This is a genomic window from Shinella yambaruensis (genome assembly GCF_050859155.1).
GTDB classification, from domain to species: domain Bacteria; phylum Pseudomonadota; class Alphaproteobacteria; order Rhizobiales; family Rhizobiaceae; genus Shinella; species Shinella yambaruensis.
On the sequence record NZ_CP150638.1, the window covers coordinates 3657842 to 3671324 of the forward strand.

13 protein-coding genes are annotated in these 13483 nt (G+C 65.5%); 4 read left to right on the forward strand and 9 right to left on the reverse strand.

Annotation, left to right across the window (positions count from 1 at the left end; all coding sequences use genetic code 11):
• Nucleotides 1–33: 33 nt before the first annotated feature.
• The 3 genes from WMC41_RS17895 to WMC41_RS17905 are packed head-to-tail and all read left to right on the forward strand — an operon-like array spanning nucleotide 34 to nucleotide 1734.
• Nucleotides 34–408, forward strand: a complete 375-nt coding sequence (locus tag WMC41_RS17895) for a COG4315 family predicted lipoprotein (RefSeq protein WP_288079664.1) — start codon at nucleotides 34–36, stop codon at nucleotides 406–408.
• Nucleotides 392–958 (forward strand): RNA polymerase sigma factor, encoded by a 567-nt coding sequence (locus tag WMC41_RS17900; protein ID WP_432345323.1) that lies wholly within the window; start codon nucleotides 392–394, stop codon nucleotides 956–958. The genes WMC41_RS17895 and WMC41_RS17900 overlap by 17 nt, the downstream gene beginning before the upstream one ends.
• Nucleotides 955–1734, forward strand: a complete 780-nt coding sequence (locus tag WMC41_RS17905; protein WP_432345325.1) for an anti-sigma factor family protein — start codon at nucleotides 955–957, stop codon at nucleotides 1732–1734. The genes WMC41_RS17900 and WMC41_RS17905 overlap by 4 nt, the downstream gene beginning before the upstream one ends.
• A gap of 83 nt (nucleotides 1735–1817) precedes the next feature.
• Here the strand turns inward: WMC41_RS17905 and WMC41_RS17910 are convergent, their stop codons facing one another.
• Nucleotides 1818–3119: a four-carbon acid sugar kinase family protein gene (locus WMC41_RS17910; protein ID WP_432345328.1), complete on the reverse strand. Its 1302-nt coding sequence runs from the start codon at nucleotides 3117–3119 to the stop codon at nucleotides 1818–1820.
• Nucleotides 3120–3122: 3 nt separating this feature from the next.
• Nucleotides 3123–4379 carry a 3-oxo-isoapionate-4-phosphate decarboxylase OiaX gene (oiaX, locus tag WMC41_RS17915; protein ID WP_432345330.1) on the reverse strand — a complete coding sequence of 419 codons (1257 nt, stop codon included), beginning with the start codon at nucleotides 4377–4379 and terminating at the stop codon, nucleotides 3123–3125.
• Between the two features lie 150 nt (nucleotides 4380–4529).
• On the opposite strand from oiaX, the gene WMC41_RS17920 reads away from it, so the two are divergent.
• Nucleotides 4530–5240: a transcriptional regulator NanR gene (locus WMC41_RS17920; RefSeq protein WP_432345332.1), complete on the forward strand. Its 711-nt coding sequence runs from the start codon at nucleotides 4530–4532 to the stop codon at nucleotides 5238–5240.
• 3 nt (nucleotides 5241–5243) lie between these two features.
• Here WMC41_RS17920 and apnL read toward each other — a convergent pair whose 3' ends face one another.
• The 7 genes from apnL to WMC41_RS17955 all read right to left on the reverse strand — a co-directional run bounded on the left by apnL (nucleotide 5244) and on the right by WMC41_RS17955 (nucleotide 13337).
• The gene (apnL, locus tag WMC41_RS17925) at nucleotides 5244–7109 is read right to left on the reverse strand and encodes a D-apionate lactonase (protein ID WP_432345334.1); all 1866 of its coding nucleotides are present in this window, start codon (nucleotides 7107–7109) and stop codon (nucleotides 5244–5246) included.
• On the reverse strand, nucleotides 7106–8140 hold the full coding sequence (locus tag WMC41_RS17930; RefSeq protein WP_432345336.1) for a Gfo/Idh/MocA family protein: 1035 nt from the start codon (nucleotides 8138–8140) through the stop codon (nucleotides 7106–7108). Before WMC41_RS17930 ends, apnL begins: the two co-directional genes overlap by 4 nt.
• Nucleotides 8141–8142: 2 nt before the next feature.
• Complete coding sequence (locus WMC41_RS17935) at nucleotides 8143–9210, reverse strand: ABC transporter permease (protein WP_244769842.1); 1068 nt, start codon at nucleotides 9208–9210, stop codon at nucleotides 8143–8145.
• The gene (locus WMC41_RS17940) at nucleotides 9210–10754 is read right to left on the reverse strand and encodes a sugar ABC transporter ATP-binding protein (protein ID WP_432345340.1); all 1545 of its coding nucleotides are present in this window, start codon (nucleotides 10752–10754) and stop codon (nucleotides 9210–9212) included. The genes WMC41_RS17935 and WMC41_RS17940 overlap by 1 nt, the downstream gene beginning before the upstream one ends.
• A 1-nt stretch (nucleotide 10755) precedes the next feature.
• A complete protein-coding gene (locus WMC41_RS17945; RefSeq protein WP_432345342.1) occupies nucleotides 10756–11394 on the reverse strand; it encodes a DUF2291 family protein in 639 nt (212 codons plus the stop codon).
• Between the two features lie 69 nt (nucleotides 11395–11463).
• Complete coding sequence (locus tag WMC41_RS17950) at nucleotides 11464–12405, reverse strand: D-ribose ABC transporter substrate-binding protein (RefSeq protein WP_244769839.1); 942 nt, start codon at nucleotides 12403–12405, stop codon at nucleotides 11464–11466.
• A gap of 104 nt (nucleotides 12406–12509) precedes the next feature.
• Nucleotides 12510–13337, reverse strand: coding sequence for a phosphogluconate dehydrogenase C-terminal domain-containing protein (locus WMC41_RS17955; RefSeq protein WP_432345345.1), 828 nt, complete (start codon nucleotides 13335–13337; stop codon nucleotides 12510–12512).
• Between the last annotated feature and the right edge of the window lie 146 nt (nucleotides 13338–13483).

A 13483-nucleotide genomic window follows, 5' to 3' on the forward strand; every position in this document is an offset into this window, starting at 1 on the left:
TCAGGAAAGTCGCCGTAACGATGGGAGACGACCATGAAGTTCCTAGTCCTCGTGCCATTCGCCGTCGCGGCCCTTGCGGGTACGGCCTTCGCCGCCGAGCCGTTCACGACCGTCAAGACCGACAAGGGCGAGGTGCTTGCCGGCGAGAAGGGCATGACCCTCTACACCTTCAAGAACGACACGCCCGGCACCTCGAACTGCTACGACAAGTGCGCGACGAACTGGCCGCCGGCCATCGCCGCTTCCGATGCGGTGGCGGAGGGTGCATATTCCCTCGTCACCCGCAAGGACGGGGCGAAACAATGGGCCAAGGACGGCATGCCGCTCTACTACTGGATCAAGGACACCAAGGAAGGCGATACGACCGGCGACGGCGTGAACGGCGTCTGGGATGTCGCAAAGCCCTGACCCGCATGGCGCCGAGGCGGGCAGCGGGCAGGAGGGCGCTCCTGCCCCGCCCCTTTCCTTCGACGCCGAGATCCTTGCCCTCCTGCCACAGCTTCGGCGCTATTCCCGCAGCCTGACGCGATCGGACGCGGAGAGCGAGGACCTGTTGCAGGACTGTGTCGAAAAGGCCCTCAGCCACCGGACGCAATGGCGCGGCGCGAACATCCGCGCCTGGGCCTACCGGATCATGACCAACCTGCATCTCAATGCCCGCCGCGCCGTTGCCCGGCGGCCCTCCGTCGGCATCGAGGCGGCGGAGAGCCTCGCCGAAAGCGTGCCGCCCTCCGATCCGCTGGCGAGGAACCGCCTCGTCCAGGCGCTCGACACCCTGCCGAAGGAGGCAAGGGCCGTGCTGATGCTGGTCGCCGTCGAGGGCCATACCTATCAGGAAGTGGCCGAAATCCTGGATGTCCCTGTCGGCACCGTCATGTCGCGCCTCTTCCGCGCCCGGCAGATGCTGCGGGAGAAACTGGCAGCCGAAAACGTCATTCACCTGCGGAGCCCCCGATGAGCGAGAGCCGCCCCGTGACCGAAACGGACCTGCACGCCTATGCCGACGGCTTCCTGGATGCGGCCGAGCGCGAGCGCGTGGAGGCCCACCTTGCCCATAATCCCGAGGCCGCACGCCGCGTGTCCGACTGGCAGGCACAGAACGACGGCCTGCGGGACGCCTTTGCCGCCTATGCCTCGGCCCGCCCCTCCGATCTCCAGCTCATCGCCGGCCACCGGGCCGCAACAAAAGCAGCAACACCGCGCCTTGCGATGGCGGCCGCGGCCGCGCTCGTCTTCATGCTCGGTGGCCTTGCCGGCCATTTCGGCCCGATGCTCTTTGAAAAGGCGCCGACGGCGACGGCCATGGATGCCCTGCCGCACGAGGCGCGCAACGCCTATCTCATCTATGCGAGCGAGGTGCGCCATCCGGTGGAGGTCTTCGCCGACGAGGAGGCGCATCTTGCGCGCTGGCTGGGAAAACGCCTCGCCATCGACGACCTGAAGGTCCCGGACCTCAAGGCGATCGGCTTCAAGCTGGTCGGCGGGCGCCTCCTTCCCGTCACCGACAAGCCGGGCGCCCTGTTCATGTACGAGGACGAGACCGGCCGGCGCGTCACGGTCCTCGTCGCCCGCAACGAGGAGAACCGGACGACGAGCTTCCGCTTCGCCGCCGCCAGCGGCGTGGAGACCTTCTACTGGATCGACGGCGACCTCGGCTACGCGGTGACCGGCGACATTTCCCGCGAACGGCTCCAGCAGATCGCGGAGGAGTGCTACCGACAATTCCCGACATGAGGCCTCCGCAAATCCGGGCATTGCAACCGGAAAGCCGGATTTGACGCGCGGCCTGCCGGTCAAGGTGATGGCGGTCGATGCGATCAGGCCCGGCCGGCGCGGATCATCGAAAAATAGTCGTCGCCACCGACCTGCCCGCCCTTCAGCGCGATCTCGAGGCCATCCGCTGCCCCGCCATGAGCGATGCAGAGCGGCGAGCCCGGCGTCTGCGGCAAAGGCATTTTCAGCGTAAGCGCCGCAATGCCCATCTCGCCGAGCGCATGGCTGGATGTATCACCGCCGGCGACAACCGCGCGGGCAAGCCCGGCACGCGCGACGAGTTCCGACTGGATACGTCCCAGCGCACGTCCGAGGCGATGGCGGGCGCCGGTCGAGGAATCGAGCGCGCCGCCGCGATCCGCCGCCGGTCCGAGCGCGGTGTAGAGCACCACGCTGCGCCCCTCCCGCAGAACGCCGAGACCGGCCTCGACGGCCGCCTCCACCGCCGCCTCGCTCCCCTCGCCCGACAGCGCAAGCGGATCGAGCGTGACCCCGGCAAAGCCGTTTTCCAGCGCGTGGCGGATCTGCCGCTCGGTGGTGGGCGAGACGCTGCCCGAAACGACGGCGATGCGATCGACCGGCCCGGCTGCCGGGAAGCCGGGTTTTTCCCCGATCAGGCCCTGCTCCCGCCAGGTCGGGATCAGGGCATATTCGAGGCCGGAGGAACCGCAGGCGAAGCGGCTCCTTTCGCGCAGCCGGTTCCACAGCAATGCGCCGGCAGCGGCCTGCGTCGCCGCGTCGAGCACGTCGATGAGCAGGATATCGGCGTCCTCGGGCTGCAGGCCGGCCAGCAGCGCGACCATGTCGATGAGCGCGGAGGAGAGCGTCGTCTGCCGCGAGAGATGCAGCAGCAGGTTAGCCTCGTCCATCGGCGTCACCGGATGGCGCGCCATGACCGGGTGGCGATCGATGCGATAGTTGCGCCCCTGATAGGCTGCGAAAAGTTCCCCGAAGGCCGTGTAGCGGCGGATCTGCGGCGCGCCGACGATGAGCGGCACGGTCGCCTTGCCGAAGACGGCGCGGCCGATCTCGATGGCCCTGCCGATATTGCCGACATGGGGGGCGGAATCGAAGGTCGAGCAGACCTTGTAGTGGCAAAGCGCGGCATCGAGCGTCTTCAGCCAGCTGAAAGTCGCGCGAAGGTGCACGTCCATCCAGTCCGGCGTCTCGCTGCGGCTGGTGCCGGCAAGGCCGAAGGCCCGCGCGCCGGCAAATCGCGACAGGAGATCCGCATCCGGCACGTCAAGGAAAAGCACGGTCTCCACGCCGTTCGAGGCAAGCGCTTCCATGACGTCGGTCGAACCGGTGAAATCGTCGCCGTAATAGCTGATGAGGGGACGCGTCATGGTCTAGGCCGCCTTGCCATCGGAAAACTTTGCGATGGATTGCGCAAGTTCGGCATGGTCCTTCGCATAGGTCTCAAGCGGCACGCCCGCCACGGCCGCCTCCCAGGCCTGCCGCACGGCCTTCACGCCCGCGCCCGGTCCGCCCGGATGGCTGACGATGCCGCCGCCGCACAGATAGAGGAGGTCCGTCGAGCCGCCCGTCGCCGCGATCGTCTCGGGCGCCTGTCCGCCCCATTGGCCGGAGCCGATGACCGGCAGCGCCACGTCCCCTTCCGAAAACAGCGGCGTGCTCACCGCCTCGTAGGAGCGCACGAAGCTCTCGTCCGGCTCCCAGTATTTCACGCGGATGCCGTTGATCTGGAACTGGTCGATGCCGAGCAGACGCCAGAACTGCTGCCAGACGGAGAATTCGAAGCCGAGGCCGGCATGGCGGGTCAGGATATCCCAGCCGTTGCGATGGGCATGCAGCACGAGGCCGGAGCGCTTGCGCAGGAAGGAAAGGCCGCCGAAGCCGATGGAATTGATGTTGACCACGGCGCAATTGCCGCCGGCCGCAAGCACCAGATCATGGTTTCGCATCATCTCGTCGGGATCGGCATGGCTGATGCCGAAGGCATACATCACCTTCTTGCCGGTCTTCTGCTCGTGGTCGAGGATCCTCGGCATGATCGCCGCCACGCGGTCCTTCAGCGGCGAATAGGCCGGGCTCATCAGCTTCTCGTCGTCCTTGATGAAATCGACGTCCGCCTCGATCAGCTCTCCGACCATCTCGGCCGTCTCGTGCGGCCGCAGGCCAAGCGCCGGCTTGACGATGGTGCCGATGATCGGCCGGCCCGTCACGCCCGTCAGCGCAAAACTGCCGGGAACGCCGAATTGCGGACCGGGATGGGCGGCGGCGAATTCCGGCGGCAGCTTCATGCCGACGATGCGGATGCCCGTCATGCCCTTGATGGAGAACACGCCGCCGATCGCGATGGTCATCAGCGCGGAAAGATCGGTGCCGACCGCATCCATCGGAAAATCGATATCGGCATCCGCCCGGTGGAAGAGACCGGCCCCACCGGCCTCGTCGGGGAAAGAGGCCCGCTCGACGGGCGGCAGGGGACGGATGGCGACGACGCGCGCCGCAACACGCGCCTTCAGCTCCTCCGTCTCGCCGGGCAGGGCCACGAAGGTGCCGGTCGACTGGTCGCTGGCGATCTTCCGCGCCATGGCCTCGGGCGAGCCTGCGGTTTCTATCCTATAGGTCAGACGGATCACGTTTTCTCCTCCCGCTTCTGCCGCGTCCCGCTTGTGCAAATACATCAACTGGTATAATGAGTATTTATGTTATTGCAAGCCGACTTTCGCGAAAGCTGTTGCGGCAATGGAACTTGATGCATATTCAAACCTGTCGAAACCAGGTGCCCCATGAACGTCGCTTCCGAACCGATCGTCCGCAAGAAACTCTCCGACGAAGTCTTCGCCCGGCTGAAGAACATGATCGAGACCGGCGAATTGAAGGCCGGCGACGACATGCCCTCCGAACGCGAGCTGATGGAGCGCTACGGGGTCGGCCGCCCGGCTATCCGCGAGGCGATGCAGGCGCTCGCCGGCAAGGGCCTGGTCGAGATTTCGCAGGGCGAGCGCGCCAAGGTGCTGCGCATCACCGCCGAATCCATCATCCGCCAGGTCGACCTGCCGGCCAAGCTCATGCTCTCCGGCTCCTCGGACACGCTGGAGCACCTGAAGAGCGCCCGCATCTTCTTCGAGCGCGGCATGATCCGCGAGGCCGCCACCAAGGCGAGTCCCGCCCACATTGCCGAATTGCGCGCCCTGCTCGACAAGCAGAAGCAGAGCCTCGGCGATGCGGACGCCTTCATCGAGGCGGACATGGAGTTTCACCAGTGCATCGCGCGGATTTCCGGCAATCCGATCTTCGCGGCCGTCAGCGGCGCGATGCTGGGATGGTTGAAGTCCTATCATACGGAAATGCTCATCTGGACGGGCCGCGAGAATTTCACGCTGGCCGAACACGAGGAAATCATCCGCACCATCGAGAAGGGCGATGCCGACCTTGCCGAAAAGGCGATGATCAAGCATCTCGAACGCTCCCGCGCGCTCTATGCCCTCAAGAAATAGGGCTCAGAGCACGACCTCGACCGCACCATAGGGCAGGCCGATCCTTTCGGCCGCCGGCAGCTCCGCGCCATCGCCGCCGATCAGCGACACCTTGCGCGGCAATGCGGGAAGAACAACCGTCTGCATGTCCCGCGTGATGTTCGCCAGCAGCAGCCGGTCCGCCGTGGCAAGGCCCAGCACCGCATCCGGACGGGACGTCTCGACGGCGACCAGCACCGCGCCCGAGAGGCTGCCGAGCCGCGCCAGCACATGCGTGAGCGGCCGTAGCCCCCCTCTGGGTGTCGCCTCCCCCTCGCCCGCCACGAGCCCGAACGGTCCTGCCAGCGTCGACAGCGTCAGCACCTCCGGTTCGGCCGGAGCGACCGTCGCGGCATAGGCGAGCGTCCAGGCCGCGCCGAATGCCCCGTTGTGGCGGGGGTCCGCATTGGCCATGGGAATGCGGCCGCCGGCCGGATTGTCCTTCGTCGCGCTGCCGTAGGGATTCTGCCGCATGGCGATCGTCGAGGGGCCGATGCGGTAAGGCCTGTCGCCATAGAGCGCGCGCACCGAACGTGTGACGAAGCGCAACGCCTCGAAGGTCTGCATGACGGAAAGATCATCGGCCGCATGCACGATCGGATTGGTACAATGGCTGATATAGTCCAGCAATTCGCCCGGCACGCGCTTGCGGTTGAGCTCGGTAAAATAGCTCATCATGCCGCCGCCGAGCCGCACGCCCGGAAAGGCCGCCCGCGCCGCGGTATAGACCGCCTCCAGCGGCGGGCATTCCGGCCAGGTGCTGCCGGGCGGCGTCGATTGCCGGTCCACCGCGGGGCAGACGAACAGCGTGTCGAGTATCAGCCCAGACTTACCGATAAGTGCCGCAATGTCCGCCATCTCCTCATCGAGCGGCTGCTGGCACGGCACGGCGAGTTCCAGCGTCACCTTGAGGCCGGACCGCGCGGCGATCTCCGCATAACCGGTCAACGCGTCGATGCCATGGCCGGCGGCAGGATCGAAATGGGCGATCAGGTGCCGTACACCCACCATCTTCAGGACATCAAGCGCAGCCCGTTCCCCGGCAAGGCATTCCGGCCTGAGCCCGACGCCGATCTCGGGGAAGCGGAGCGGCGTCGGCGCCAGCCGCAGCGAGACGGCATCCGCGGCGCCGGCCACGGGCGCGGCGTCAGCGTCCGCCTCGATCGCGACGGAAATCCGCTGGCTGAACGGTTCGTTCTTCGGCACGCGATAGGGCCAGGGCAGTGCCAGCGGCCGCACATAGGTCTTGTAGGAGCCGTCGGTCCAGTTGCGCTGGTCCTCCATCTCGAAGACATCGCCGGAAAACTCCGTCGTCGCCGCAATGCCGGGCGCGACGCGATGGGTGATGGCGGCGATGTCCTTGAAGGGCTGCCAGGGCTCGATCCGGTCGGGCCACAAGGCCCGCTCGATGCTGCCGTCGCCATGGCGGATTTCGACCGGCTCGCCCGCAACGCCGACGACCGGATGCAGCACGACGAAGCCGGCACGGGCAGTCTCGAAATCAGCATCGCTGACGCAATCGGCGGAAAAGGTCACGCCCTCGGCGCTGCCGGCAATCGAGATGGCGCAGTCGAGATTGGCGCCGGACGGGGCCCTGAAGCGGGCATCGTAGCGAACGGAGAAGCCAGCCGCCGTCTCCTCCACCACGAGGTTGGCGATGGCGGCACCGCAGGTGCCCCAATCCTTGTCGCGCACGAGGAAGGCAATGGCGCGCAACACTTCATGGCCGCGAAACCGCAGGGTGCGCAGGTTGCCGTCCTGAAGCTCCACGCGCAGATCACCCGCCATGAGCGTCCGGCTTTCCGGCTCCTTCTCGCTTGTGCCGTAAAGCCGGAGCAGGTCCTCGCTCATCCGAGCAGGTCCCCGAGATCGACCGTCTCGCCGCGTTCGGCACTGAGATAGGCCGCCTCCACCAGCGCGAAGGTCTTGAGGTTGTCGCGGCCGGACGTGTCCGGCTCGCGGCCCGCAGCCAGCCGCTCGACCCAGTGTTTCTGGATCAGCGCCACGCTTTCCTGGATGTTGTGCCAGGGCCGCGAGGCCCAGGGCAGCAGGGTCGGCGCGACGCGGTTTTCGCGCGTGCCATCGGGCCCGTGGACCGCGAGCCTGTAGTCCTTGCCGAGCCGCAGCGTGCCCCTGCTGGCGTCGATCTCGACGAAAGTCTCCGGAAACGGCTCTTCCGGCAGCTTCGTCGCATAGCTGACATCGACGATCGAGGTGACACCGCTGTCATGGTCGAGCAGCATCGTCGCCACGTCCTCGCCGGCGATGTCGGGGTTGATGCGGCGTGTGCGGGCCGTCATGCGGCTGGCATCGCCGAAGAGGAAGCGGGCGATGTCGAGCGAATGGATGCCGAGATCTTCGATGATGAAGCGCTTGCCCCTGGCGAGATAGGGCTGGCCGGAGAAGACGTCGAAGCCTGAGCGGAAGGAGACGCGGCCCCAGAAAGGTTCGCCGATCGCGCCGCTGTCGAGCACCGCCTTGACGGCGAGGACCGGCGTCTGCCAGCGGAAGTTCTCATGGATCATCAAGGGTATGCCGGCCGCCTCGGCGGCGGCGACCATGGCCTTGGCATCCTCCAGCGTCGGCGCGAAGGGTTTCTGGCAGATCGCCGGAACCTTGTGCCGCGCGGCAAGTTCCACCAGCGCGCGATGGCTGCCAACGGTGGTGGCGATGTCGACGAAATCGAAGTCGCCATCGGCGAACATCGCCTCCGCGGACTGGTAGCGCCTGTCGACGGCGAATTCGTCGCCGACGATGCTGAGCCGCTCCGGATCACGGTCGCAGATCGCCACCATCTCCACCTCCGGCAGGTCCCGCCAGCCATGCATCTGGTTGACGGCGAAGAAGCCGCAGCCGATCAGCGCGCCCTTGAGCTTTCTCATGCTCAGCCCGCCTTCGCCATCTGCATCAGGGTGACGCGCTGCTGCAGCCGGCGCTGCGCCTGGTCGACCACGACGGCCACGATGATCACGAGCCCCTTGATCACCATCTGCCAGAAGGAACTGACCCCCATCATAACCAACCCGTCGGAAAGAATGCCGATCACGAAGGCGCCGATGATCGTCCCACCGATCGTGCCGCGCCCGCCCGACATGGATGTACCACCGAGAACGGCCGCCGCAATGGCGTTCAGCTCGAGATTGGTGCCGGTCGCCGGGTGCGAGGCCATCAGTTCCGAGGAGATGATGAGGCCGACGATCGCCGCGCAGAAGCCGGAGAACATGTAGACGAACATCTTCACGCGGTTGACGCGGATGCCGGACATGCGCGAGGCGCGCTCATTGCCGCCCACCGCGAAGATGTGCCGGCCAAGGGGAACGAAGCGGGCGAAATAGGCAGCGCCCAATGCGACGACGATCAGGATCCACACGGAAACAGGCAGGCCGAGGATAGAGCCGGAGCCGAGATAGGAGAAGCCCTGGTTGCCGAGGTCTTCGCGACCGGTGAGATTGGGCAGGGTCTGGCCATCGGAATAGAGCAGCGCCATGCCGCGCGCCACATAGAGCGTGCCGAGCGTGGCGATGAAGGGCGCGACGTTGAGGCGGGTGATGAGCAGGCCGTTGACCGCGCCGATCAGGATACCGACCGCCATCACGATGATCGCCACCTCGACCACGTTAAAATAGACCGTGTAGCCGAGCGGCAGCGCCACGCCGTACATGATGAGCCCACCGGCGATCATGCCGCAGAGGCCGACGATCGAGCCGACCGAAAGGTCGATGCCGCCGGTGATGATGACGAAGGTCATGCCGATGGCGAGGAAGGCGTTCTGCGTGGCGTGCTTCGACATCAGGATCATGTTCGCGGTCGACAGGAAATTCGGCGCGAAGATCGAAAAGAAGATGATCACCGCGAAGAGCGCGATGAAGGTCCTGAGCTTCATGATCGTGAGCAGGGCCGCGCCTGTCGAGAGATGGTTGCCGGCGGCGGCAGTGTGCGTTGCTGTCGTCATCACGCATGCATCCTTCTGGTTTTATGTCCCTCCGCGGAGGCCGAGACGATCATGTCCTCGGTGGCGTCCCTGCGGTCCACCACCGTCACGAGGCGGCCGTTGCTCATGACGGCAATGCGGTCGGAGAGCGCCATGACCTCCTCGAGGTCGGAGGTGGAGAAGAGGATCGCGAGCCCCTCGCCCGCCAGCCGCCGCATGGTGCGGAAGACATCCGCCTTGGCCCCGACATCGATGCCGCGGCTCGGCTCGTCCATCAAAAGCACCTTCGGCCCGGTCATCAGCGCCTTGCCGATGACGACCTTCTGCTGGTTTCCGCCGGACATGGAGGTAACGTCGAATTCCGGGTTCTTCGCCTTGATCGAAAGGCTGCGGATCGCCTCCAGGATTGCCGTTTTCTCCAGCTTCAGGTCGATATGGAATCCACCCTTCAGGAACTGGCCGAGGCTTGCCATGGACAGGTTGTCGGCGATCGACATGGACTGCACGAGGCCCTCGCGCTGGCGATCCTCCGGGATCAGCGCCAGGCCCTCGCGGATGCGCCGGGTCGTGTCGCGCCCCTTCAGCTCCTCGCCTTCGATGAAGATCTTTCCCGTATAGTGCTCATGCCGGCCCATGATGCATTCGAAGAGTTCCGAACGCCCTGCGCCCATCAGGCCGTAGATGCCGAGGATCTCGCCCTTGCGCACGCCGATCGAGACATGGTCGACTGCATAGCCGCCCTGCGCGCGCGGCAGGCAGATCTCTTCCGTGCGAAACACTTCCGCGCCGGGCTCGTGATCGACCTGTTTCGCGAAATCCTTGGCGTCCGAGCCGATCATCGAGCGCACGATCCAGCGTGTATCGATGTCCTTGACCATGGCATGGCCGGTGATCTGGCCGTCCTTCAGGACGGTGATATAGTCGCCGATGCGCATCAGCTCCTCCAGCCGGTGCGAGATATAGACGATGGCGACGCCGCGTGCCTTCAGGTCGGCGATGACGCGGAAGAGCACATCGACCTCCGCCGCGCTGAGCGCCGAGGTCGGTTCGTCCATGATGAGGATGCGCGTGTCGAGCGAGACGGCGCGCGCGATCTCGACGAGCTGCTGCTGGCCGATCGGCAGGTCTTCCGCCAGCGTATCGGCGGAAATGCCGGCTTCGAGACGGTTCAGGAATTCGTTGGCCTTCTCCACCTGTGCCTTGTGGTCGATGCCGCGAAGGCCTCTTGTGATCTCACGCGTCGCGAAGATGTTCTCGGCGACGGAGAGGTTGCCGAACAGGTTCAGTTCCTGGAAGACGATGCCGATGCCGTGGCGCACCGCGTCGGCGGGGCTGTTCAAATGGATGCGCTCGCCGTCCATCCAGATTTCGCCGAGCGTCGGCCGCTCCACGCCGGCGATGATGCGCATCATCGTCGACTTGCCCGCGCCGTTCTCGCCGACGAGCACGTTGACCGCGCCGCGCCGCAGCTTCAGGTCCGCCTTCTTCAGCGCCACGATGCCGGAATAGGCCTTGGTGATATCCTTGAGCTCCAGAATGACGTCGCCGTCGTCGATGCCACTCATCTCAGCCCCCGACGGTGATCGTGACGGGCACGAATTGCGGCAACTGGCCCTTGGCCGGCAGCGGATAGGCGCCGGTCGCCTTGATCGTCCTGCCCGTCAGATTTTCCCGCGGCAGCTTTTCCAAAAGCAGGCCGTTGACATGGGTGTTGAACGACTTGCCGTACTGCGCCCATTCGATCTGGTTCTTGAACTCGTTGAAATTCACGAACTTCAGGCTGTCGCGGATCGCCGTGCCGCGAATGGCCGGGCCGATCGAGACACGCACATCCGCTTGCCTGTCGCCATTAACATCCACGTCGACATAGGCCGCGCGCGACTTCGTCTCCTCGGCGACGATCACGCCGTCGATCCTGGCCGCAAAGGTCCAGGGCGCGTTGCCCTGCTTTTCCTTGTGGCCGTATTTTTCAGCCGCGGCATTCAGATCGCTCGCCGAAAGAGCGGAAACCTCGTGGAACGGGCCGGCGCGCTCCTCGATATAGGGCACGACCCTGGTGTCCCAGATATCGGCGACCAGCTTGTCCGGATTGAAGGCGCCGGCCGCCGCCTGCTTCCGCTCGTCCTCGGTCTTGACGAACTTGCAGCCGCCGAGCGCCAGCGCGCCGGCAAGCAGGACCGGAAAGGCAGCCTGAAACCTCAGCATTCGCATTCTCCGTCATGAACAGAAATGCGAGGCGGGACCGCACCCCGCCTCGCACCCTCGCGGGGAGGATTATTCCGAGAGCGCGAAGGTTTCGAGCTTGTCGGCGTTGTCCGCGGTGATGAGCACGCAGTCCATGAGCTGCTTTTCCTCGGCCGGCGCCTTGCCGGTCGTGATGTATTCATGCGCCTGGGTCACGGCGAGCTGGGCCTGGGCGTAGGCCGGCTGCATGACGGTGGCCTTGATGCCACCCGCCTTGATCGAGTCGCGCACGTCGTTCGAGCCGTCGAAGCCGACGACGATGACGTCCTTGCGGCCGGCAGCCTGGAGCGCCGCGATCGCGCCCATGGCCATGGTGTCGTTGCCGGCGATCACGCCCTGGATATCGGGGTTCGCCTGAAGGATCGTCTCCATCTTGGAATAGCCTTCGGTCTGGCTCCAGTTGGCCGACTGCTGGGCGACCATCTTCATGTCGGGATATTCGTCGATGACGTCGTGATAACCCTTGGAGCGGATGCCGGCATTGAGATCGGCTTCGCGGCCGAGCAGCTCGACATAGTTGCCCTTCTCGCCCATCAGCCTGACGAACTCTTCCGCGCCGAGCTGCGCGCCCTGGTAATTGTTCGAGACGATCTGCGAGACGGCGACGCCCGTGGCGTTGATCTCACGGTCGATAAGGAAGGAGGGAACGCCCGCGTCCTTCGCCTTCTGCACGGCGGCGATCGAGGCTTCCGAGCCGGCATTGTCGAGGATGATCGCCTTGGCGCCGCGGCCGATGGCGGTGTCGATGAGCTGCGACTGCTTGTTGGCGTCGTCGTCATGCACGAGGACCAGCGTCTCGTAACCGAGCTCCTTGGCCTTCGCCTCCGCGCCGACAGCTTCCGCCTTGAAGAACGGGTTGTCGTGGCTCGGCGTGATGATGGCGATGAGATCGGCGGCGAAGGACGGCATGGCGACGCCGGCGGCCATGACGGCGGCGAAACCGACGGTGATCAGTCTGCGGGTAATGTTCATGTTTTTCCTCCCGGTTAGGCACCGGTGTCTCCAGCGGCCATTCCTCCATTGAAAAGGGCCGCCCCGGTGCAAGTTGGTTCATCGGCGGGCGAACCCGCCGGGCATCAGGTGATGCGCCGGATGCTGGCCGCGATTTCCGCAGGCTCGAAGACGCGCTTCCAGTCGTCCTTCATCAGCACGGGCTTGCCGAACTCGATCGCCTTGTTGCAGGCGTCGGAGAAGACGCCGGGCGTTTCTTCGAAGATGACCGCGCCGAGCACGTTCATGTGGCCGAGCAGGAAGTCGCGGGCAGCCTCCTTGGCGACGCCGCGCCGGACGCACTCGTCCATCGCCTCGCGCATCACGACGAGCAGCGAGGCGCAGACCGTTTCTGAAAGGCCGGGCTCCAGCAGCGCCATCTGCTCGACGGTGACACGGTGCGAACGCATGACCGGTGCCCAGATGACCTTGGCGATCTCCTCGCCGAGCACATAGGTCTCTTCCGGTCCCTGCATCAGCGCGGACACGATGTGCTGCTTGGCGGCGATGCCGCCGAAGAAGTCGCGCTTGGCGGCCGGGTCCGTCTCGTCGTTGAAGATCGGCGGATGGCAGGGATGCGTGACGAAATAGGTGAGGTCCGCGCGCTCCGGCAGGTGGCCGGCGAAGGGCGCGGCCGCATCGAGCACGACGACCATCGTGCCCGGCTTCAGCTTGTCGACGATGCCGGCCGCGACCTTGCCGATCGCCGTATCGGGAACCGCGAGGATGACGACGTCGGCGCCTTCGAGGCCCTCATCGGCGGAAACGCAGGAAAGGCCGAGATCGTCGGCAAGCCGCGCCCGGCCGGCGTCGCTCACCTCGATGTGGCGGACATCGAAGCGCGAGCCCTTGAGATTCTTGGCAAGCCGATAGCCCATTTTGCCACCGGCACCGAACAGCGCGATCGATGTCATCGAAGACCTCCCTGAATGCGGCAGCCGGATTCCATGTCGCCCGGCCGAAATTTCCTCCGCCGGGCACCCGGCGCAGGCCTATATTTCCGAACTGGTATAACATGTCAATGACTATCTCTTAGAATATGTGATATCACGACGAACAT

Excerpts from the sequence above, each read along its gene's own strand:
- WMC41_RS17950 (WP_244769839.1), bottom strand. The coding sequence starts at position 12,405 with ATGAACATTACCCGCAGACTGATCACCGTCGGTTTCGCCGCCGTCATG.
- WMC41_RS17935 (WP_244769842.1), bottom strand. The coding sequence starts at position 9,210 with ATGACGACAGCAACGCACACTGCCGCCGCCGGCAACCATCTCTCGACA.
- WMC41_RS17955 (WP_432345345.1), bottom strand. The coding sequence starts at position 13,337 with ATGACATCGATCGCGCTGTTCGGTGCCGGTGGCAAAATGGGCTATCGG.
- WMC41_RS17905 (WP_432345325.1), top strand. The coding sequence starts at position 955 with ATGAGCGAGAGCCGCCCCGTGACCGAAACGGACCTGCACGCCTATGCC.
- WMC41_RS17920 (WP_432345332.1), top strand. The coding sequence starts at position 4,530 with ATGAACGTCGCTTCCGAACCGATCGTCCGCAAGAAACTCTCCGACGAA.
- WMC41_RS17945 (WP_432345342.1), bottom strand. The coding sequence starts at position 11,394 with ATGCTGAGGTTTCAGGCTGCCTTTCCGGTCCTGCTTGCCGGCGCGCTG.
- WMC41_RS17900 (WP_432345323.1), top strand. The coding sequence starts at position 392 with ATGTCGCAAAGCCCTGACCCGCATGGCGCCGAGGCGGGCAGCGGGCAG.
- apnL (WP_432345334.1), bottom strand. The coding sequence starts at position 7,109 with ATGAGCGAGGACCTGCTCCGGCTTTACGGCACAAGCGAGAAGGAGCCG.
- WMC41_RS17910 (WP_432345328.1), bottom strand. The coding sequence starts at position 3,119 with ATGACGCGTCCCCTCATCAGCTATTACGGCGACGATTTCACCGGTTCG.
- WMC41_RS17940 (WP_432345340.1), bottom strand. The coding sequence starts at position 10,754 with ATGAGTGGCATCGACGACGGCGACGTCATTCTGGAGCTCAAGGATATC.
- WMC41_RS17930 (WP_432345336.1), bottom strand. The coding sequence starts at position 8,140 with ATGAGAAAGCTCAAGGGCGCGCTGATCGGCTGCGGCTTCTTCGCCGTC.
- WMC41_RS17895 (WP_288079664.1), top strand. The coding sequence starts at position 34 with ATGAAGTTCCTAGTCCTCGTGCCATTCGCCGTCGCGGCCCTTGCGGGT.